The organism is Prevotella sp. oral taxon 376, from assembly GCF_003043945.1.
GTDB lineage: Bacteria > Bacteroidota > Bacteroidia > Bacteroidales > Bacteroidaceae > Prevotella.
Genome location: NZ_PYXG01000003.1, coordinates 252,103 through 272,924 on the forward strand (window position 1 = coordinate 252,103; position 20,822 = coordinate 272,924).

The window sequence follows — 20,822 nt, forward strand, 5'->3', positions numbered from 1 at the left end:
GCAGAGTCTATACGAAAGAGGGCAAGCCGGGAGATGAATCCTGGTTTGTCCTCTTGCTTTTTGCCGTCTTCCGTCCGACAATCTCGCCGATTTTGTGCGACGAAATCGCCGAAATTGTCCTACGAAATCGCCGAGATTGTCATTCAGAAAGCGGCTTCCGTTCCCTCCTCAGCTGTCTTACGGCATAGGTAAACACGACGCAGAAGCACACGAGGGGCAGCACATAAGAGACATTTACGGCAGGATGGCCGAGGATAACCCTTTGGTCGATGATCATGCCTTGCAGCGGCGGCATGACGGCTCCACCGACGATTGCCATGACGAGGAATGCTGCTCCGAGGCTGGCGTCTTGGTTGTCCACATGCTCGAGGGCGATTCCGTAGATGGTGGGAAACATCAGCGACATGAAGATGCTGATGCCTACGAGGCTGTAGAGGCCTGCCATTCCTACGACGCAGATGGCCCCTATGGTGCATATTCCTGCGCCGACAGCGAAGAGGGCGAGCAGCTTCCGGGTGTTTACATACTTCATCAAGGCTGTTGCGAGGAATCGCCCGCAGAGGAAGAACACCATGGCCACGATGTTATACATCTGCGCCTTGGCCTTGTTGATGCCGAGGTTGTCGGCATACTGGATGATGAAAGTCCATACCATGATCTGCGCGGCGATGTAGAACATCTGTGCTGCCACGCCCTCGCGATAGGATGGATTGTGCCATAGATTCCGCAGTGTGGTCTTGGCATTGTTGGTGTGGGTATTCTCGGAATAATCGGTTTTGGGCACCTTGATGAATACGAAGGTTGTCAGCACCAGTAATACTACCAGTCCGATGGCTACATACGGATCGCGGATCACCGCAAGGTCGTGAAGGCGGATGCCAGCTTTCTCCGCCTCAGAGAGCATCGGGAAGATAACCTTTCCTGCTGCATCGCGCTGGTCGGAGATAAGGTTCGGCAGCACGATGAGCGAGGCTACGCTCATGCCCATCAGCGATCCCATGGGATTGAAGGCCTGCGCGAAGTTGAGGCGGCGTGTGGATGTCTCCTTGGAACCCAGTGAGAGCACGAAGGGATTGGCCGTTGTCTCGAGGAAGGCAAGTCCGAATGTCAGGATATAGAGGGAAATGCAGAAGAACGAGAACTGCTGATAAATGGCCGCGGGGATGAACATGAATGCCCCGAAGGCATAGAGCCCGAGTCCCAGGATGATGCCGCTCTTATAGCTGTATTTGCGGATGAACAGGGCCGCGGGGATCGCCATGGTGAAATAGCCGCCGTAAAAGGCGAACTGAACAAGCGACGCCTTGGCCGCGGAAATCTCCATTACCGTTTGGAAGGCGGCAACCATGGGGTTGGTAATGTCGTTCGCGAATCCCCAAAGGGCAAACAATGAGGTCAGCAGGATGAAAATGAGAAGATACTTCTTCTCCACGACTTTCTTCTTTTCCATAAATCAGGATGGTTATCTTTATAGGTTTTTATAAACTCAACCCCTGGCCCTCTTCCTCGTGAAAGAGGAAGGGGCGGTGGGGTTGAAGCGGATATCAGGTCTATCGGCTATTTGTAGATGGGGCCGAAATTCTGGCATGCTCTGTAGTCAGCACCTTCCTTGTCCATGCCGAACGCGTTCCATGCCGACGGGCGGAAGAGGTTCTTGTCTTCTACATTGTGCATGCATACAGGAATGCGGAGCATCGCAGCGAGGGTGATCAGGTCGGCACCGATATGCCCGTAGGTGATGGCCCCGTGGTTGGCACCCCAGTTGTTCATCACAGAATAGACGTCCTTGAATGCATCCTTTGCGGCATCCGTGCGCGGTGTGAACCAAGTGGTAGGCCATGTGGGGTCCGTTCTCTTGTCTAGAACATCGTGAATTTCTGGATCAATATTGACTACCCATCCTTCGGCAAGCTGCAATACGGGGCCGAGACCGTCGACGATGTTCACGCGAACCATGGTTGCGGGGAACTCTCCCCTCGACAGGAAGTGGACGCTGAAGCCGCCCCCACGGAAATAATCGCGGTCGGCCGGCATCCACTGCGTATGTTCCAGGCAGCGTTTCTCGTCCTCGGCGGTAACTTCCCAGAATGGTTTCATGGTGGGATTACCTTCTGAATCCTGGCATTGGCCGGAGCCGTCCATGGTCGTCGCGCCAGAGTTAATAAGGTGAATGATGCCATTACGGGCAGTACCGGACAGCTCCTTGCCCGTAACTCTCTTCACGGCTTCGGGGCTCCAGTAGGTGCGCACATCCGAGAAAATCATCGGCTGGTTGGTGAGCAGATATCCGAGCAGCATCGCGGTGCCGTTGAGGGTGTCGTTTTCGGTGGCCAGGATGGAAGGCTCGCGCCGCCCGTTCCAATCGAAAGTGGTGTTGAGGAGAGTCTCGGTAAAGTCGCCGTTTGGCATCCAGTCCGTCCACTGACGCTGCCCTTGGAATCCTCCGGCAATGGCGTGATGGCCGAGTGCCTCTTCCTTGAATCCCATCTCGCGGAGCTTCGGGTTGCCATGGTAGAGGTCGTTGACGATGAGCGTCATCTTGACAACGAACTCCCAGTCTTTTTCCTTCTCCGCGCGGGTCTTCTGTTTCTCGGCTGGGTTCTTGTCCCATCCTTCGTTGGGCTTGATGTATTTATTGACCCATGCCATGGCTTTCTCATACTCTTCATGGTCGTAGATGCCAAGGTCCATGCGGCGAAGAATCTCTACTTCGTCCACGCTTTCTGTCCTCATGCCGAGATATTTCTGGAAGAAATCGGTGTTGATGATACTTCCGGCAATACCCATGGTTACACTACCGATCGATAGGTAGGACTGGCCGCGCATCTCGCCAACAGCAACGGCAGCACGGGCAAAGCGCAGCAGCTTCTCCTCCACATCGCCCGGGATGGTGTTGTCTTCTATGTCCTGCACATCATGTCCGTAGATTCCGTAGGCGGGAAGGCCTTTCTGTGAATAGGCCGCCAATACCGCCGCGAGGTAGACGGCTCCCGGGCGCTCGGTCCCGTTGAAACCCCAGACAGCCTTGGGCCAATGCGGATTCATGTCCATCGTTTCCGCTCCGTAGCACCAGCAGGAAGTTACGGAGATGGTGGCGCATACTCCTGCGCCCTCGAATTTTTCCGCACAGGCGGCAGCTTCGGCAACACGGCCGATGGTGCTGTCGGCAATTACGCATTGAACGGGCGTTCCGTCGCGATATTTCAGTTTGCCCGAAAGCAGGTCTGCAACGGCATGAGCCAGATTCATGGTCTTGTCTTCAAGACTCTCACGAACGCCTCCTTGACGACCGTCAATGATGGGGCGTATTCCAATCTTTGGATACTTCATATTCTATGGTATGTTTAAAGTTTAATAAATTGTTGACGCAAATATAGTAAAAATATCGGGAGAACGATGCAGATTAATCTTTTTTAAACCAGGCCTATCTATATTTCTCTATAATGGGGGCGATGAGCCTTTCCATGACAGCATATCCTTTTTCGTTGGGGTGTACGCCATCGGTGCAATAGTCGGGGTTTAATTCTTCACCATCTTTCGACAACATGGAGGAAAAATAGTCTACATAGGGGATCTTGTTTGCCTCAGCAAATGCTTTAACGCGTGCATTCAAGTGGCGTATCTTGTCCATGGCATCTGTAATATTCTTCCTCCAACCGAATCCTTTTGCAGGCAGACAGGAGGCGAGGATGACCTTGATTTTATGGAGTTTGGCCAGTTCTATGAGTGTCTGGATATTCCCAAAGGTAAGATCTTCGTCGTATTTTCCGCTGTTTTCTGCGATGTCGTTGGTTCCATAATTAAATACCATTACCTTTGGACGGAGGTTTATGACATCCTCTCTGATACGGAGAAGAAAGTGGTAGGTTGTCTGTCCGCTGATTCCGCGGCCGATATAGCCGTGCTCCTTAAAGAAGTCCGGGCGTTTACGAATCCACCCCTCAGTAATGGAATTGCCGAGGAATACGACCCTTTTCTCACTCTTCTTTGGCAGTCCCAGTTGGGCGTTGGCCTCCCTGTAACGATTGGTGGTGTTGGCAGTCTCTTCTTGTGCCGATACACATAGTGGTATTGTCAAAAGCAATACGAGGATGGCTAGCTGTTTCAAGGTTATTTCCATGGTTCTTATGATTAGTTCGGTGTCAGGGTTTTGTCAAGGCCGGCTCTCGCCTTCTACATACTCTTCGAGAAACATGTGCTCTCCGTCGAAGACAGCATAGGTGAATTGCCGTATCCAATCACCAAGGATGAGCATGCGTGTTTTCCGTGAAAGGGTGAGATCGAGCTCGATGTGGCGGTGTCCGTAGATATAGTAATCCACATCGGGATGTGTCTTCATGTATTCCTTGGTGAATCTAACGAGATATTCCTTGTCTTCTCCCATGTAGGGCATCTCTTTGCCGTCGGCTCGTTTCAGGCGGCTGTGTTTTGCCCAGTTGAGTCCCAATTGCATTCCCCACCACGGGTGAAAGAAGTTCAGAAGGCGTTGGCAACTTCGGTTGTGGAACGCTTTCCTGAGGAACTTGAACTTGGCGTCAGGATCTCCAAGACCGTCGCCATGGGCAAGGAAGAATACCTTGTCGTAAATTTCGGTGGTAATAGGAGCACGATGGAGGATGACTCCGCATTCCTTTTCAAGATACCCGTAGGTCCAGATGTCGTGGTTCCCGGTGAAATAATTCACTTCTACCCCCATGTCCGTGAGTTCCGAAAGTTTACCTAAGAAGCGTGTGTAGCCTTTCGGGATTACATACTTGTATTCATCCCAAAAGTCGAACATGTCGCCCAGCAGATAGATGGCCGCGGCCTTATATTTGATGCTGTCGAGGAAGCGAACCAGTCGGCGTTCCTGCGTCCGTGCGTGCTGGATGGCCAGAGAACCGAGGTGCGCGTCGGAGAGGAAGTAGACATATTTTGCCTCTTCATGGTTTCGGCTTGTTGTCGTTGCAGTCTCTATTTGTGAGAGGTTTGGCATAATGCTTTGTTGGTTTTTATGTTTTATGCTGTCTGCGAGGCCGTTTCCTGCTTCACGGGAGTTGAGAATAGGAGAGTGCCTGCCGCTTTCTCAGTCGAAGCCGAGTTCCACCCGTGCCTCCTCACTCATCATACTCTGATCCCAGGCAGGCTCGAACACCAGGTTTACATTGGCAGATTTCACTTCTTCGAGGCTTTCCACCTTGGTCCGCACATCCTCCAGAATGAAGTCGGCGGCGGGGCACGAGGGCGCGGTGAAGGTCATGTCGAGGTCTACGGTATGGTCGTCTTTCACCTCTATCTTATAGATCATTCCCAGATTCCATATGTCTACAGGTATCTCGGGGTCGTAGACGGTTTTCAGCACATCCACGATTCGCTCTTCCGTCCGGGTCTTTTCTTCTTGGGTCATACTGCTTGTATTTTCAGCGGAAATAGCGCAGGCGAGGACAGGGAGAACTTGTTCTCCGTCTGCCGGGCGCAGGTTATTTTCTGCAAATATACGAAATATTCTTCTAAATGCGCAATTTCTGCGGGATGTTTTTATGCGGGCGAAGAGGCAGAAGGTGCCAAACAGTCCGTCCGGAAGAGGTAAAATTCCAAACTTTCGGGCATTAGGATGGAAGCAAGAAACCGTTAAGGGGAGAAACGGGACTCGCCAGCAGGAAACCATGAAAAAAGTGTTCCTCTTTTCGCGGGCCCTCAATAATATTTCATATCTTTGCAGGGAAGTTATATTAATATTTTGACATATCATGAAAAAAACAATTTTGTTCTTGATGCTGTGCGGCATCTCTTCCGCCTTTGCACAGGACAACGCTCTACGACTGACGGAGAAAAACATCACTAAAGTGGTCAAGGCCATGACTTTGGAGGAGAAGGCGAGACTGCTCGTCGGCCTCAGCTATATCTATAACGACTCCTCGCAACGGCATACGATACCCGACATAGAGGTAGGGGCGGTAGGCTATACATTCCCTATTCCCCGCCTGGGTATTCCGGTAACCCTGCTTACCGACGGACCGGCCGGCGTGCGCATTCCCGCCAAGCGCAAGGACGACTCCCACACCTATTATGCCACGGCTTTCCCGATAGGTACGCTCGTGGCCTCGAGTTGGGATATTGAGACCGCGCGCAAGGTGGGTGAAGCTCTGGGGCAAGAGACTCTTGACTATAATTGCGACCTGCTCTTGGGGCCGGGGATGAACCTCCACCGCAATCCGTTGTGTGGCAGAAACTTTGAATACTTCTCCGAAGACCCTGTCTTGAGCGGTACGATGGCCGGCTACGAGGTGCTCGGCATCCAGTCGAAAGGCGTGGGCGCTACCATCAAGCACTTCGTATGTAACAATCAGGAGTCATATCGCACGCAGAACAACTCCATCGTCAGCCAGAAAGCTCTCCGCGAACTTTACCTCAAGAACTTTGAAATAGCCCTCCGCATCTGCTCCCCGTGGTCGGTCATGAGCTCCTATAATACGCTCAATGGGCAACGGGCCATGTATCACAAGCCACTCCTCATCGACTGGTTGCGCGGTGAGATGGGCTATCGCGGCATGGTCGTTACCGACTGGTATGACTACCGCGACCCCGTTCAACAGGAGATCGGAGGGTCTGATTTGCTGCAGAGAGGCGTCAAGCAGCAGGTGGACGATATCATAAAGGGCGTAAAGACCGGTAAGCTTCCGATGGAAATCGTTGACCGGAATGTAACCCATCTGCTGGAGTATATCGTCAAGACACCTCATTTCAAAGGCTATCGGGCTGCCAATCAGACCGATTTGGAGGGGCACGCCCGCATGGCCCGGGAAGCAGCCGAGCAAGGCATCGTAATGTTGAAAAACGAGGGGACGGCCCTTCCGCTTGGCAAAGGCCTGCGCATTGCGCTCTTCGGATATGGCTCCTACAAGGGCTTTCTGGCCCATGGCACAGGCTCGGGAAGCGTGAACAAGGCATACACCCTCAACCTGATGCAGGGTCTGGAGGGGGCAGGCTTCCGTCTCAATGCCGAGCTGAAATCGCTCTATGAGGACGCCGAAGCTGATGTGGCAGTCAGCAAGAGCTATGCTGAGCGGCGTGCGCAGGAGTCGGATGTGGCAGTGGTAACGATCAGGCGCAATGCCGGGGAAGGTGCCGACCGCTGGGAAGAGCCGGGCGACTGGCTCCTGAGCGACCTTGAAAGGAACATGCTCCGCAATATATCAGAGGCTTTCCATGAGCAGGGAAAGAAGGTGGTGGCAGTGCTCAACATCGGAGGCGTTATCGAGACAGCCTCGTGGAGCAGCCTCGTCGATGCCATCGTGCTGCCCTGGCAACCGGGAATAGAGGGTGGCAACGCCGTCGCCTCTATCCTGTGCGGCAGGGTGAACCCGTCGGGGAAACTGCCCATGACCTTTCCTGTGGCATATGAAGACATCCCTTCGGCGAAGAATTTCCCAAATCATTTTCATAAGGAAGCATGGGACAAGACGAAGAAAAACATCGGGTGGACTCGCTATGAGGAAGGTATTATGGTAGGATACCGCTATTTTGACTCCTTCAAAGTTCCGGTAGCCTATCCCTTCGGCTATGGTTTGTCTTACACCACCTTTGCCTTCAGCAATCTTAAGGTCAAGAGACAGCGTGGTGGCTATGTGGCTTCCGTAACCGTAACGAATACCGGCAGCAGGGCAGGGAGAGAGGTGGCGCAGCTCTATGTGTCGGCCCCGAGGGGAAGTCTGGAGAAGCCCGTGCGGGAACTGAAGGCTTTTGCGAAGACGCGTGAGCTGCGGCCCGGCGAGCGCGAGACGCTCGTGATGAAAATAGAGGCTGTCGACCTTGCCTCCTTCGATGAGGCCGCCAACAGCTGGGTAACCGATGCGGGAACCTATCGGATTGAGGTGGGGGCGTCGGTGGAAGACCTTAAAGTGAAGGCGGAGTTTAAGGTTGGTAAGCCGGTTGTCAAAAAGGTTCCGACTGTAATCTAAGTTCAGGGAAGGCTCGTCAGAGTCTTCCGCTTTCCCGATAGCTATAGTATTTGCCATCGGTAACGATGATGTGGTCGAGAAAATATATCCGCATGGTTTCCGCGGCATGCTTGATGCGCTGGGTGAGGCGGTCGTCCATCGTGCTGGGAACGGCATTGTTGCTCGGATGATTGTGCGCCAAGGCGAGTATGGTAGCGTTGCAGAGGAGGGCTTCCTTCATGGCGATGCGCACATCCACCGCCGTCTCGCTGATTCCGCCATAGCTGAGCTTCACCGCCTTGATAAGTTTGTAGGCCTGGTTCATCAATAATATCCACGACTCCTCTACATCCAGGTCCTGCATCTTGGGGTGCATGAACTCATAGATGGCCGTGGCCGATCCTAAGTCTGGCCGCTCTTCGGCCCTCGCGCCTTGCCGTCGCTTGCCCAGTTCGCAGGCCGCGAGGATGGTAACGGCCTTTGCCGGCCCCATGCCCTTGTATTTTTCCAGCTCTTGAATCGACATCTTCCCCAGGGTGTTCAGGTTGTTCTTGCAGTCGCTGAGCACTTCTTTCATGAGGTCGACGGCACTTTGCCGGGGCGACCCCGACCCGATCAAGATGGCAAGGAGCTCGGCGTTGGAGAGGTTCTCGGCACCGATTCGCATGAGTTTTTCCCGTGGGCGGTCTTCCTCGGCCCACTGATTGATGGTGAGTTTTACCATTGTTTAATCTCCTTTATTTATAGAAAGTCCTCTCGAAGGCATGGAACTCGTCCTTTCCCAGAACCATGCGCTTCCAGCATGCAGCCATAAATCCGCAGCCGTATCCTGCCAGTTGGATGAACGAGGAGACAATGCTCATGGCTCCGATTTTGATGTTCTTGTTCCGGATAGACGAGTCGAAGAAAATGAGGAGTGAATAAAGCAGGATGGGGATGACGCTGACTTCCATGCATGCGAAACCGAAAGCCCCCTGCATGTGCGTGTAGCCAAAGAAATAGTTTACTACTCCCAGGAGAAAGAGTAGCATCAGCAAGCCCACTCCGACGGTAAAGGCCATGGGCAGCAGGTGTACGAGTTTCAGGCTCTCCGGATATTTCATATAGAGGTTGATGCGGGCGATGCCGCTGTTGTATACCTGCCGCCAGAACTTGCGGAAGTCGGTGCGGCGCTTGTGATAGACCCACGCCTTCGGGAAGAGGCGGCATGTGAAGCCTGCCTTGAAGATGCGGATGGAGAAGTCGATGTCCTCGCCGAAGCGCATCTTGGAGAATCCCCCGAGCCTCTGATACACCTCTTTCTTGATGCCCATGTTGAAGGAACGGGGATAGAACTTATCCAGTTTTTTCCGTCCTCCACGGATTCCGCCGGTGGTAAAGAAACTTGTCATGGAGTAGGAGATGGCCTTCTGGATGTCGGTGAACGACTCGTGGGAGCGGTCGGGACCACCGAAGGCATCGCTGTCGGCCGCCGCCAGTTCCTCGTCTACGGACTGAAGGTATCCTTCCGGGACTACGACATCGGAGTCGAGAATGATGAGCCACTTGCCCCGCGCACGCTCCGCGCCATAATTGCGGCTCTGCCCGGGCCCGCTGTTATCCTTATAGTAATAGTGGATATCCAGCTTGTCGGCATACTCCTCGCATACCTCCCTGCAGGGATTTGCCGATCCGTCTTCTACGATGATGACCTCAAAATCACGGGATTGCTGGTGGGTGAGGCTCTCGAGAAGCTCTTCCACCTCGTCGGGACGATTGTAAACGGGAACGATAAAGCTGTATTTCATATTTGTGTTAGGAGCGTGCAGGATGTCAAAAGGTTATCAGAAGAATGACAAAATCGGCGAAATCGTGCGACGAAATCGCCGATTTCGTCAGTCAATTTCGCCGATTTTGTTGTGTGGGAGACGGTCTTTTGCGACTTCGCCTATTCGTTTACGCGACCCAGATAACTGCCGTCGCGGGTATCAACCTGAATGGTTTCCCCCTCGTTGATGAACAGCGGCACGCGCACCTCGGCTCCGGTTTCGAGTGTGGCAGGCTTTGTCGCGTTGGTAGCTGTATTGCCCTTGATGCCCGGTTCGCTGTGAGTGATCTTCAGATTGGTCTTTACCGGCATCTCGGCAGACAGGATCGTGCCATCGGAAGTGTCGGTAACGATTTCCACGATGTCGCCCTCTTTCATGAACTCTACCCCCGTAATCTGGTGGCGGGCAACGGGAATTTGCTCGAAAGTTTCCTGATTCATAAAGATAAGTCCTGATGGATCCTCGTAAAGATACTGGTAGGGGCGGCGTTCCACGCGTACATCGTCCAGCTTGAAACCTACCTGGAAGGTGCGCTCAAGCACGCGGCCGTCGGACACATTCTTCAGCTTGGTGTTCATAACGGTGTTGCCTTTGCCCGGCTTCCTGTGCTGGAAGTCGATGCAAACCCAAATCCCTCCATCCATGCGGATGCAGGTTCCTTTCTTGATTTCCTGTGAATTGATCATTGTAAATGTCTGATATTGTTTGTTTATTAATCGTCGTAATCCTTCCGGAACCGGTTGCAAAGTTACTATATTTTTATAAAAAAACATCCTTTTCATGGTGAAATTTCGCATAATTCTTTGTCGTTTCGAAAATTATGTGTACTTTTGCAACCCAAAAAGGTGTGAACTCATCGATAGGGTTGACCGTTCTTAGAATAATAATGAATCATAAATAGATAGGACAATGAAAAGAACATTCCAGCCACACAACCGCCGCCGCGTGAACAAGCATGGTTTCCGTGAGAGGATGGCAACGAAGAATGGCCGTCGTGTATTGGCATCCCGCCGTGCCCGTGGCCGCAAGAAGTTGACTGTTTCTGATGAGCACCACGGCAAGTAAGTTGCCGCTGATTCTCTAAAAAATCAGTTAAAACAGAAAGAAGTGAAGTCTAATCTTTGCTTCTTTCTGTTTTTTTATTATCTTTGTACTCAAAAAGAGGAAGGAATGAAGGCTTCTGAATTTGTTCGGAAAATCATGAGCGGCTATCTTTGGGCTAACTTGGCTGCCATGGCTATGGTGGTAGTCTTGCTGTGCCTGGGCGTTAAGTTCGGTATCGACCTCTACACCCATCATGGCGAGGAGATAGCGGTTCCCGATGTCCGGCATAAGGCTTTTTCCGATGCGAGTAGTGTTCTGGAAGATGTGGGATTGAAAGTGGTAGTGAAGGATACGGGCTATGTGAAGACCCTTGCCCCTGATTGTATTTTGGATCAGACACCCGCACCCGGGGAAAAGGTGAAGTCGGGCCGTATCGTATATGTTACCATCAACTCGCCGCATACGCCCACATTGACGCTTCCCGATGTCATAGACAACAGTTCCCTTCGCGAGGCCATGGCCAAATTGACATCGATGGGCTTCAAGCTCGGTGCCCCGGAGTATGTGGCCGGCGAGAGAGACTGGGTATATGGCATCACTGTGAAGGGTCGCCATGTGGTGGCCGGCGACAAGATCTCCGTCGAGGAGACGCTGATTATCCAAGTGGGAAACGGATTGCGGGATGACACCGATTCTGTGGACTACATCGCCCCTGTCTATCCTGAGGAAATGGAAGAGGCGGAGGAAGGTGAGGTCGACGAGTTTGAGGAGGTAAAGGCTCCGCCTGCCGCAGAACCTCTCGTGAAGCCTTCCGCTCCCGAAAAGAAATAACCAGGCGAATGACTGACTATATAGAAGACATAGACGAACTTGACGATGACGACCAGCAGCTCTATGAGCACTTCCGATTCGTGGTGGACGAAGGGCAGAAGCCTCTTCGTATCGATAAGTATATGTCGGAGAAGATGCAGCATTCCAGCCGCAACCGCATACAGCTGGCTGCCGACGCGGGGTTCATCCATGTGAACGATAAGCCTGTGAAAAGCAACTACAAGGTGCGTCCCCACGATGTCATCACCCTGATGCTCGACCGCCCGAAGCACGATAACACCATCGAGGCAGAGGATATTCCGCTTGATGTGGTTTATGAGGACGGGGAACTAATGGTGATTAACAAGCCTGCCGGACTGGTCGTGCACCCGGGAGCCGGCAACTTCCATGGTACCTTGATTAATGCCATAGCCTGGCATCTGAAGGATTTACCCTCGTTCGACGCCAACGATCCCGAGGTGGGACTGGTGCATCGTATCGATAAGGATACCAGTGGTCTGCTCCTGATAGCTAAGACTCCGGATGCCAAGACGAAGCTGGGACTTCAGTTCTTCAATAAGACCACCCACCGCAGTTATACCGCCTTGGTATGGGGAAACTTCACGGAAGAAGAAGGAACGATAGAGGGCAACATCGCCCGCGACCCCAAGGACCGTCTCCGCATGAAAGTGTTCTCTCCGGAATCTGGGATTGGGAAATCCGCGGTTACCCATTATCGGGTCATCGAGCGCTTCGGATATGTAACGCTCGTGGAGTGCATTCTCGAGACGGGTCGCACTCATCAGATTCGTGCGCACATGAAGCAGATAGGGCATCCGCTTTTCGGCGATGAGCGCTATGGCGGCATGGAGATACTCCGCGGCAATCGAAGCTCCACCTATAAGGCTTTCATCCAAAACTGTTTTAAAATCTGTCCCCGCCAGGTTTTACATGCCCGTACCCTTGGATTTGTGCATCCGAAGAGTGGTGAACAGATGGATTTTACCTCTGAATTGCCGGAGGAAATGGACAGGTTGATAGCGAAATGGCGTATCTATATCAATGGTACGACCAACGATACATTTGAAGAAAACTAATGAGAGATATGGAAAATTTCAAGAGAAATATAGCCATTGTCTGTGGTGGCGATTCCTCGGAGCATGATGTAAGCATGCGTTCGGCCGAGGGTTTGTATTCATTCTTCGACAAGGAGAGATATAATGTCTATATTGTCGATGTGAAAGGGGTGGACTGGCATGTGGAGTTTGCCGGCCGGAACAATATCAAGATTGACAAAAACGACTTTTCTTTCGTCATGGATGGGAAAGCTGTTGTGTTCGACTATGCTTATATCACCATCCATGGTACTCCCGGAGAGAACGGCATGATGCAGGGTTACTTCGACATGCTGCACCTGCCTTATTCCACGAGCGGCGTCCTGGTGGAGGCCATGACCTTTGATAAATATGTGCTCAACAACTATCTTCGCGGCTTCGGAGTCCGTGTTGCGGACAGCATCCTGCTTCGCCGGGGTGAGGAATATGATGAGGAAGAGATCGGGAAACGCATCGGTATGCCCTGCTTCGTAAAGCCGGCTGCGGACGGATCGAGTTTCGGCGTTTCGAAAGTGAAGAACACCGACCAACTCGCACCTGCGTTACGGGTTGCCTTTATGGAAAGCGACGAGGTGATGGTAGAGCGCTATATGGAGGGAACGGAGATTTCAATTGGTTGTTACAAGACCAGGGCGAAGAGCGTGGTTTTCCCCGCTACGGAGGTGGTTACATCTAATGAATTCTTCGATTATGATGCGAAATACAACGGTCAGGTTCAGGAAATCACCCCCGCCCGCATTGCTCCTGAGACCGCCAAGGCTGTCGCTGAAGAGACCAGTCGTATCTACGACATCCTGCATTGCAATGGTATTATCCGGATTGACTATATCATCACGAAGGATGCTGATGGCAAGGACGAGGTGAACATGTTGGAAATCAATACGACGCCAGGTATGACAGCTACCAGTTTCATCCCTCAGCAGGTGCGGGCGGCAGGTCTGGATATTAAGCAGGTCCTTACGGAAATCGTTGAAAATCAATTCTAATACAGGCAATGAAGATACCAGAGAAGTTTGACTCTATTCGGCCGTTTGAGCCGGAGGAGTTACCGGAAGTCTACGACAGGCTGCTCCGGAGCGAACAGTTCTGCCAGATCGTGAAGTATCTCTACCCGCAGATGCCCATCGAGGTGGTGGCCCGGAAGATGAAAGGGTGCAAGTCTTCTCTGGAATTCCAGTTGGCTTTTTGCTATGATTTCATCAAGAATCTGCTGAAGAAAGCCAGTCTGGGATGTGATTTCGATTGCTCCGCGCTGGATGTAACGAGGCGTTTTACCTTTATCAGCAACCATCGCGACATCGTTCTTGACTCAGCGATTCTTGATGTTCTGCTTTATGACGCAGGCTTCAAGACCACTTGTGAGATAGCCATTGGCGACAATCTGCTCTTGCTGCCGTGGGTGAAAGACCTTGTCAGGCTCAACAAATCGTTTATCGTGGAGCGTAATCTGCCGATGCGAGAGATGCTGATGGCGAGCAGGAGACTGGCAGAATACATGCACTTTGTCATCGGGGAGAAAAACGACAATGTGTGGATTGCACAGCGGGAAGGTCGCGCAAAAGACAGCAACGACCGCACCCAGGAGGCCGTCTTGAAGATGATGACCATGGGAGGAACGGGTTCCTTGACCGACCGCCTCGTTCAGTTGCATCTTGTTCCCTTGTCTGTCAGCTATGAATTTGACCCCTGCGACTATCTCAAGGCAAAGGAATTCCAGCAGCGCCGCGACATCGCGGGGTGGAGAAAAGGGGCTCAGGATGACCTCGTGAGTATGCAAACGGGCATTCTGGGCTTCAAGGGGCACATTCATTATCATGCCGCTCCCTGTATAGATGACTTTCTGCGCAACCTCGACCCTGACCTGCCGAAAAACGATTTCTATCGTATTGTGGCAGAACATATCGATCACGAGATACACCGCGGCTACCGCCTTTATCCGGTGAACTATCTGGCAATGGACTTGCTGGCTGACAATAACGAGCATGCCGCCTATTATTCAGAAGCAGACAAGGCGCAGTTTGAGCAGTATTTGACTGCTCAGATGGCGAAGATCGACCTTTACAACAAGGACGAGGCTTTTCTCCGGGAGCGCATGTTGACGATGTATGCCAACCCTGCCATAAATCATTTTGCCGCACTATGAAGCATTTCCGACTCTTTCTGATGACTTTGCCCTTCCTTGTAAGTTGCTCCAATGAGGGCTATGAGACGGGCGATGGTTCTTACTCGTATGTGAGGGCCGACTTTGTGGAGGCTCATACCGTGGCAAGGGGAGAGTTTGACAGTGCTGTTACGGATGAGAATGAGCACCTCGTGCTTAGCCCTCATGCTATGGAGAAATGGGCGGGGACGGCGGATTCCACTTACCGTGCGCTCTTATATTATAAAAAGGAGAAGGTTGCGGGACAGGTAGTTCCCTTCCAAATTGTCTCGGTACTTACCGTGAAATATGCCGATACCAGCCGGCCGGATACGCTGAAGACCGATCCCGTTACTTTCCAGAGCTTGTGGAGGAGCAAGAATGGACGATACCTGAATATAAGTTTTTATGTAAAAACGGGACAGGGTGGAGAGATGCGGTACGGTCCCCAGACCATTGGAATACGAAAAGACAGCGTGGCTACGGCGGCCGACGGTACTCGCCAGGTGTACATTACGCTCACCCACGATCAGAATCATGTGCCTCAATACTATTCCTCGCGTGCTTATCTGAGCCTTCCCTTGCAAGAGGAGGACAGGACATCGGTCTTCCACCTGACCGTCAACACCTATAAAGGCATTATTCAGCGCAGCATCTGACAGCAGTTCCTTGCATGCAAAAGTGAGACTTGTCTGTACGAAAGAAAGCCGTTAATGAAAGAACATTAGCAGCCTTTGTTTTTTCGCGGAGAGGTCTTCCTTTTACGAATTCACAACTACTTTAGTTTTACAGCCAGATGCTCAAGCATATCCTTTGTCATGGCATCAAGGTCGTAGATCGGTTTCCAGTCCCATTCCTGACGGGCACAGGTGTCGTCCATGATATCTGGCCAGCTCTCTGCGATTCCTTGTTTCAGGGGATCGATATCGTAGACCATCTCAAAGTCTGGCTTGTATTTCCTGATGGCCTGATAGACGGTCTCCGGTCCAAAGCTAAGGGATGCGATGTTAAAACCATTGTGATGGACAAGTCGGGTTGGGTCAGCCTCCATCAGCATGATGCTTGCGTTGAGCGCGTCGGGCATGTAGATCATGTCCATTCTGGTGCCTTCCTTGATAGGACAGGTAAATTTCTCGCCGCGCGTGGCATAATAATAGATGTCTACGGCATAGTCGGTGGTGCCTCCTCCGGGAGGAGTTACATAGGAGATGACACCCGGAAAGCGCACGGAACGCGTGTCGACGCCATACTTGTGGAAGTAATAATCACTCAGAAGCTCGGTCGTTACCTTTGTAATGCCATACATCGTGGTAGGCCGCTGAATGGTATCCTGGGGCGTATGGTCGTGGGGCGTGCTGGGCCCGAAGCTTCCAATGGAGCTCGGAGTGAACACGGAACAGTGGTTCTCGCGGGCCACCTCGAGGATGTTCCATAGGCCCTCGATACCTATCTTCCATGCCAGGCGGGGCTTGGATTCGGCTACTACCGAAAGTAAGGCTGCGAGATTGTAGATCGTATCGATGTTGTAGTGCCTCACAATATCGGCAATCATTTCGGCATTCGTAACATCGGCTTCTGCTGAAGGCCCCGATTCCAAGAGCTCTCCCTTAGGTTCCGCCCCCTTGATAAAGCCTGCTACTACATGCTCGTTACCATACCTTTTTCTTAATTCTCTGGTTAATTCAGAACCAATTTGACCGGTAGAACCGATTACCAAGATATTTTTCATACTATTGTACTAAAGTTGTTTTTATTTCCGGAATGCAAAATAACGAATTTTTTTCCAGATTCCATCGATCTTTGAGGTTAAAAATAAGAATTTCGCCAGCTGTTTTAAAAAAAATAACACAAAACAATAGGTTATGTAGAAAATAATGAGTTACTTTGCATCAAGCAATTTTAAAATCTAATGTTATGTACGGAAAAATGAAAGAACATCTTAGCAAAGCCTTGGATGAACTGAAGAAGGCAGGTCTATACAAGGAAGAACGCATCATCGAAAGTCCGCAGGGAGCCGCCATCCAGGTAAAGGGAGAGGAAGTGCTCAACTTTTGCGCGAACAACTATCTGGGACTTTCCAATAACCCGAGAGTGATTGAGGGATCCAAGAAAATGATGGACAGGCGGGGCTTCGGTATGTCATCGGTGCGATTCATCTGTGGCACCCAGGACATCCACAAGGAGCTCGAGACCGTCATTTCAGAGTATTTCCACACCGAGGACACCATTCTCTATGCCGCTTGCTTTGACGCCAATGGCGGCCTCTTCGGCTCTTTTCTCACCGAGGAGGATGCCATTATCTCCGACGCCTTGAACCATGCCTCCATCATCGACGGCGTACGCCTGTGCAAAGCCAAGCGTTATCGTTATGCCAATGCCGATATGGCGGAGCTGGAGAAATGCTTACAGGAGGCCCAGGCACAGCGTTTCCGCATCATCTGTACGGATGGAGTCTTCTCCATGGACGGCAATGTGGCTCCCGTCGATAAGATCTGCGATCTGGCAGAGAAGTATGACGCTCTGGTAATGGTCGACGAGTCGCATTCCGCGGGTGTCGTCGGGGCTACCGGCCACGGCGTGAGCGAGCTGACGGATACCTATGGCCGCGTGGATATCTACACCGGCACGCTGGGTAAGTCGTTCGGGGGAGCCCTCGGAGGATTCACCACCGGGCGCAAGGAAATCATCGACATGCTCCGCCAGAGCAGCCGTCCTTACCTGTTCTCCAACTCCCTGGCTCCCGGCATCATCGGTGCCAGCCTCGAGGTCTTCAAGATGCTGAAGGAGAACAACGACATTCACGACCGCCTCGTGGAGAATGTAAACTACTTCCGCGACAAGATGATGGCAGCCGGATTCGACATCAAACCCACCCAGAGTGCCATCTGCGCCGTGATGCTCTACGACGCCCCGCTGTCGCAGAAATATGCCAACCGCCTGCTCGAGGAGGGCATCTATGTTACGGGCTTCTACTATCCGGTAGTGCCGAAAGGCGAGGCTCGCATTCGTGTTCAGCTCTCCGCGGCGCACACGCGAGAGCAGCTCGACAAGTGTATTACGGCCTTTGTGAAGGTGGGCAAGGAGCTTGGCGTTATCAAATAATACATCTTTAAATTCAAACTGGGTGCCGAGTATAAATGACTTGGCACCCTTTCTGTAAAAATCTCACCCCTCAAAGCTTTTCCGCAGTATGTTGATGGAAGTATTGTTAGGGCTGGTAGTGCTCGTGCTCTTGATGGTTTTGCGTTCCGGTCGCAAGCAGGAAATGCCCGTGGGGCTGATGATTTTCAATCTCATTCCTTTGTCTATTGCTCCTGTTCTGCTGTTTATGAGTATCTTTTTCTTTGATGATCCTAAGGCAGACTGGCGTGCCTATGCTGCCTTTTTCGCGGTAAACAGTTACCCGTTCCTCATTCTGGCTGGTATGTTCTGCTCTTTCCGGCTCTACCGACAGGGGCGGCATGGCTGGGCGTGGGTGCCCCCTGCGGTTTTCCACGGTATCAATCTCTGTTTCGTGGCCTGGGTGTTTTTGAACTGACGAGGCGCATGCTATCTTACAACGCGCACTCTTCTAAGGGGACGTAAACCTCCAATTTTTTCCGCAAAAGCTTGATCATGTGCCGAGAAAAACTTATTTTTGTCTATAAATCGAAACTTGTAAACATGCGGAAAACCATCTTTAAAATCCTTATTTGGCTGCCCCTCGCCCTGTGGGGAGTGCCTGCTCAGGGACAAGTTTTGAGTCAAATCATCGACAGCTTGAACCATCGTACGCTGTATTCCACCTACTGGGACAATGGCTGGGGTGGCCTGGTGCCGGAGTGGATTTACCAAGACTTGTTGGGGCATATGGCTTCCACCCCCAAACTTATCGCCCTCGTGAAACAGCAGAATCTCTCGCCGCCTCTGCGGCTCTCGGCCCTGCGTGCGCTCATAGACAGTCGGTCGCCCGTGTGTAAGGCCCTTGTGCTGCGCAATATGAGTGATTCGTCCCGCGTAACGGTGCGGTCTGCTGATGTCATTTACGGCGACTACACCCAGAATCTATATATAGAATGGTTGATGGAAGGCCGTGGCGAGGGCTGGCTGAGCGCTTCCGACTCGGCGCGAATAGACTCCGCGGCACTCTGTTCGCCCGTTGCCGCCCGATTGGATTATACCCGCCGACTGCTCTACCGACTGCCATCGGGACTTCCAGAATATGAGCAACGGGTGCGACAACTATATGTAAAAGAACACATCGCAGAGGCTTTGCCGTTGCTTGCCCGCTATCGTCGGGAGGCCGACAAGGCGCTCATTGCGGAAGCCTTGCTGCAATATGCGAGAGGATTGGATAAGGAGGGTGCGCAGGCTGGCCGCAAAGGCCATACCAACGAGGCATTGCTGGCCGTGAGAAATTGGCCCGATGAGGCTTTCAAAACCACGCTGCTGACCATCCGGAACTATGAGGTGCGCCGCAAATATTATGACTATGCCCGCATCAAATACCTTTTCGAGGCACTCATGGCCTACGACAGCCCGTGGGCTTACCGGCAGATAGACCTCACGCTGCGTAAGGCCAAGGGCAACAGGTATTACCGTGAGTATTTCCATTCGGCCATGAAGAAGCACTATCATGCCCGTTATCAGCCCCTGCTTGACAAGTGGCCGTATACGCCTTGGAATGATTTCGGCGACGGATTCGAGTAAGATTGGTTTTGGAAAAGTGATGGACATTTGACCGTAATGCCGCCTATAGAAAAAAGGAAAGCCACCCTCCATGTTGCGGAAGGTGGCTTCCTGTTTGAAAAAATCGGCGATATTGTCGCACGAAATCGCCGAAATTGTCATTCAAAATCGCCGATTTTGTCGTGTCGGCAACGGCTTCTTGTTTTCTCGTAGGTCGTCCGCCTTCTTGCCAGAGGGGTTTCCCCTTGTCGACGGAGAGAGCGAGGTGGCGGATTACAATATCTTGTCGAGTTCTTTCTTCAGGGTTTCAAGGTCGGCTTCCGTCGTTGACCAGCTGGTTACGAAGCGGCACACCATGCTGTCGGTGCTACTGGGCTCCCAGAGCGAGAAGAGCACCTGTTCGCCCAATTTGCTCACCTGCTCGTTGGTCAGGATGACGAACTGCAGGTTGGTGGGTGAGTCGATGGCGAGGCGTAGGCCTTTCTCCCTGAAGAGTTGCTTCATCTTTCCTGCCATTTTCAGGGCATGACGGGAGATGTCGAAGTAGAGGCAGTCGGTGAAGAGGGCGTCAAACTGAATGCCGATCAGTCGCCCTTTAGCCATCAGCGCACCATGCTGCTTGGTGATGGTGAAGAACGACTTGGGGGCGTCTCCTTTCGGGAATACAACGGCCTCACCGCAGAGAGCGCCCACCTTGGTGCCTCCGATGTAGAATACATCACAGTGGGCGGCCAGCCATGACAGGTCGATGTCGCCCTCTGCTGCCATCAGCCCATAGCCTAACCGTGCTCCGTCGATGAACAGCTTGAGGCTGTACTTCCGGCAGATATCGTATATCTCCGTGATTTCCGCTGCCGAATAGAGGGTGCCGTATTCGCTGGGGAAGGTGAGATAGACCATTGCGGGTTGGGCAAGATGTTCCCGGCTCTCGTCGTGGGAAAACCATTCCATATATCGGGCGAGGTCCCGGGGCATCATCTTGCCGTCTTTTGACGGCAGCGCAATCACCTTGTGGCCGCTGAACTCGATGGCTCCGGCCTCATGGATGTTGATGTGGCCCGTCTCGGCCGATAGCACGGCCTCATAATGCCGGAGACATCCGTCGATGACAGTCATATTGGTCTATGTGCCTCCCGATAAGAAGTATATCTGCGCCTCGGGACATCCGCAGACGGTGCGGATCTTTTTCCGTGCGGCTTCGCTCCACTCGTCGGAGCCGTAAGTGAGGCTCTGTCGGTCGTTGGTCTCTGTGAGGTGCTCCAATACCTTGGGGTGCGCTCCGTTGTTATAGTCGTTCTCAAAGGAGATCATTGCTTTT

General features: G+C 52.2%; 21 protein-coding genes. 10 read left to right on the plus strand and 11 right to left on the minus strand.

Features of this window, described 5'->3' with window-relative positions; all coding sequences use genetic code 11:
• Positions 1-139: 139 nt before the first annotated feature.
• From fucP to C7120_RS13400, 5 genes are all read right to left on the minus strand, one after another.
• Positions 140-1,450 (minus strand): L-fucose:H+ symporter permease, encoded by a 1,311-nt coding sequence (gene fucP / locus C7120_RS13380; RefSeq protein WP_107622135.1) that lies wholly within the window; start codon positions 1,448-1,450, stop codon positions 140-142.
• Positions 1,451-1,557: 107 nt separating this feature from the next.
• Positions 1,558-3,330 (minus strand): L-fucose isomerase, encoded by a 1,773-nt coding sequence (fucI, locus tag C7120_RS13385; protein WP_107622136.1) that lies wholly within the window; start codon positions 3,328-3,330, stop codon positions 1,558-1,560.
• Between the two features lie 94 nt (positions 3,331-3,424).
• Positions 3,425-4,120 (minus strand): GDSL-type esterase/lipase family protein, encoded by a 696-nt coding sequence (locus C7120_RS13390; protein ID WP_107622137.1) that lies wholly within the window; start codon positions 4,118-4,120, stop codon positions 3,425-3,427.
• 33 nt (positions 4,121-4,153) lie between these two features.
• On the minus strand, positions 4,154-4,975 hold the full coding sequence (locus tag C7120_RS13395; protein ID WP_107622138.1) for a UDP-2,3-diacylglucosamine diphosphatase: 822 nt from the start codon (positions 4,973-4,975) through the stop codon (positions 4,154-4,156).
• Between the two features lie 90 nt (positions 4,976-5,065).
• A complete protein-coding gene (locus tag C7120_RS13400) occupies positions 5,066-5,386 on the minus strand; it encodes a metal-sulfur cluster assembly factor (protein ID WP_107622139.1) in 321 nt (106 codons plus the stop codon).
• Positions 5,387-5,729: 343 nt separating this feature from the next.
• Between C7120_RS13400 and C7120_RS13410 the strand changes: the two genes are divergently transcribed.
• Complete coding sequence (locus tag C7120_RS13410; RefSeq protein ID WP_107622141.1) at positions 5,730-7,940, plus strand: glycoside hydrolase family 3 C-terminal domain-containing protein; 2,211 nt, start codon at positions 5,730-5,732, stop codon at positions 7,938-7,940.
• Positions 7,941-7,956: 16 nt separating this feature from the next.
• Here C7120_RS13410 and radC read toward each other — a convergent pair whose 3' ends face one another.
• The 3 genes from radC to efp form a co-directional block, all read right to left on the minus strand.
• A complete protein-coding gene (radC, locus tag C7120_RS13415; protein WP_107622142.1) occupies positions 7,957-8,643 on the minus strand; it encodes a DNA repair protein RadC in 687 nt (228 codons plus the stop codon).
• Between the two features lie 13 nt (positions 8,644-8,656).
• Positions 8,657-9,706 carry a glycosyltransferase gene (locus tag C7120_RS13420; RefSeq protein WP_107622143.1) on the minus strand — a complete coding sequence of 350 codons (1,050 nt, stop codon included), beginning with the start codon at positions 9,704-9,706 and terminating at the stop codon, positions 8,657-8,659.
• A gap of 140 nt (positions 9,707-9,846) precedes the next feature.
• On the minus strand, positions 9,847-10,413 hold the full coding sequence (gene efp / locus C7120_RS13425) for an elongation factor P (protein WP_107622144.1): 567 nt from the start codon (positions 10,411-10,413) through the stop codon (positions 9,847-9,849).
• A 223-nt stretch (positions 10,414-10,636) separates the two neighbouring features.
• Here efp and rpmH point away from each other — a divergent pair, with 223 nt between their 5' ends.
• From rpmH to C7120_RS13455, 6 genes are all read left to right on the plus strand, one after another.
• Positions 10,637-10,792: a 50S ribosomal protein L34 gene (gene rpmH / locus C7120_RS13430; protein WP_025065500.1), complete on the plus strand. Its 156-nt coding sequence runs from the start codon at positions 10,637-10,639 to the stop codon at positions 10,790-10,792.
• Between the two features lie 105 nt (positions 10,793-10,897).
• Positions 10,898-11,602 (plus strand): PASTA domain-containing protein, encoded by a 705-nt coding sequence (locus C7120_RS13435; protein WP_107622145.1) that lies wholly within the window; start codon positions 10,898-10,900, stop codon positions 11,600-11,602.
• Positions 11,603-11,610: 8 nt separating this feature from the next.
• Positions 11,611-12,678: an RluA family pseudouridine synthase gene (locus C7120_RS13440; RefSeq protein WP_107622146.1), complete on the plus strand. Its 1,068-nt coding sequence runs from the start codon at positions 11,611-11,613 to the stop codon at positions 12,676-12,678.
• 8 nt (positions 12,679-12,686) lie between these two features.
• On the plus strand, positions 12,687-13,682 hold the full coding sequence (locus C7120_RS13445) for a D-alanine--D-alanine ligase (RefSeq protein ID WP_107622230.1): 996 nt from the start codon (positions 12,687-12,689) through the stop codon (positions 13,680-13,682).
• An 8-nt stretch (positions 13,683-13,690) separates the two neighbouring features.
• Positions 13,691-14,839: a 1-acyl-sn-glycerol-3-phosphate acyltransferase gene (locus C7120_RS13450; protein WP_107622147.1), complete on the plus strand. Its 1,149-nt coding sequence runs from the start codon at positions 13,691-13,693 to the stop codon at positions 14,837-14,839.
• Entirely contained in the window at positions 14,836-15,495 is a 660-nt protein-coding gene (locus tag C7120_RS13455; RefSeq protein WP_107622148.1) for a NigD-like C-terminal domain-containing protein, read from the plus strand. Before C7120_RS13450 ends, C7120_RS13455 begins: the two co-directional genes overlap by 4 nt.
• Before the next feature lie 116 nt (positions 15,496-15,611).
• Here the strand turns inward: C7120_RS13455 and C7120_RS13460 are convergent, their stop codons facing one another.
• The gene (locus C7120_RS13460) at positions 15,612-16,565 is read right to left on the minus strand and encodes an NAD-dependent epimerase/dehydratase family protein (protein WP_107622150.1); all 954 of its coding nucleotides are present in this window, start codon (positions 16,563-16,565) and stop codon (positions 15,612-15,614) included.
• 185 nt (positions 16,566-16,750) lie between these two features.
• On the opposite strand from C7120_RS13460, the gene kbl reads away from it, so the two are divergent.
• The 3 genes from kbl to C7120_RS13475 all read left to right on the plus strand — a co-directional run bounded on the left by kbl (position 16,751) and on the right by C7120_RS13475 (position 19,525).
• Complete coding sequence (kbl, locus tag C7120_RS13465) at positions 16,751-17,938, plus strand: glycine C-acetyltransferase (protein ID WP_107622151.1); 1,188 nt, start codon at positions 16,751-16,753, stop codon at positions 17,936-17,938.
• A 94-nt stretch (positions 17,939-18,032) separates the two neighbouring features.
• A complete protein-coding gene (locus C7120_RS13470) occupies positions 18,033-18,374 on the plus strand; it encodes a hypothetical protein (protein ID WP_146154279.1) in 342 nt (113 codons plus the stop codon).
• A gap of 125 nt (positions 18,375-18,499) precedes the next feature.
• Entirely contained in the window at positions 18,500-19,525 is a 1,026-nt protein-coding gene (locus C7120_RS13475; RefSeq protein ID WP_146154280.1) for a hypothetical protein, read from the plus strand.
• 252 nt (positions 19,526-19,777) lie between these two features.
• On the opposite strand, the gene C7120_RS13480 is transcribed toward C7120_RS13475, so the two are convergent.
• Both C7120_RS13480 and C7120_RS14390 read right to left on the minus strand, forming a co-directional pair.
• On the minus strand, positions 19,778-20,620 hold the full coding sequence (locus tag C7120_RS13480; RefSeq protein ID WP_369916890.1) for a low specificity L-threonine aldolase: 843 nt from the start codon (positions 20,618-20,620) through the stop codon (positions 19,778-19,780).
• Between the two features lie 6 nt (positions 20,621-20,626).
• Positions 20,627-20,815 (minus strand): hypothetical protein, encoded by a 189-nt coding sequence (locus C7120_RS14390; RefSeq protein WP_369916891.1) that lies wholly within the window; start codon positions 20,813-20,815, stop codon positions 20,627-20,629.
• Positions 20,816-20,822: the final 7 nt, after the last annotated feature.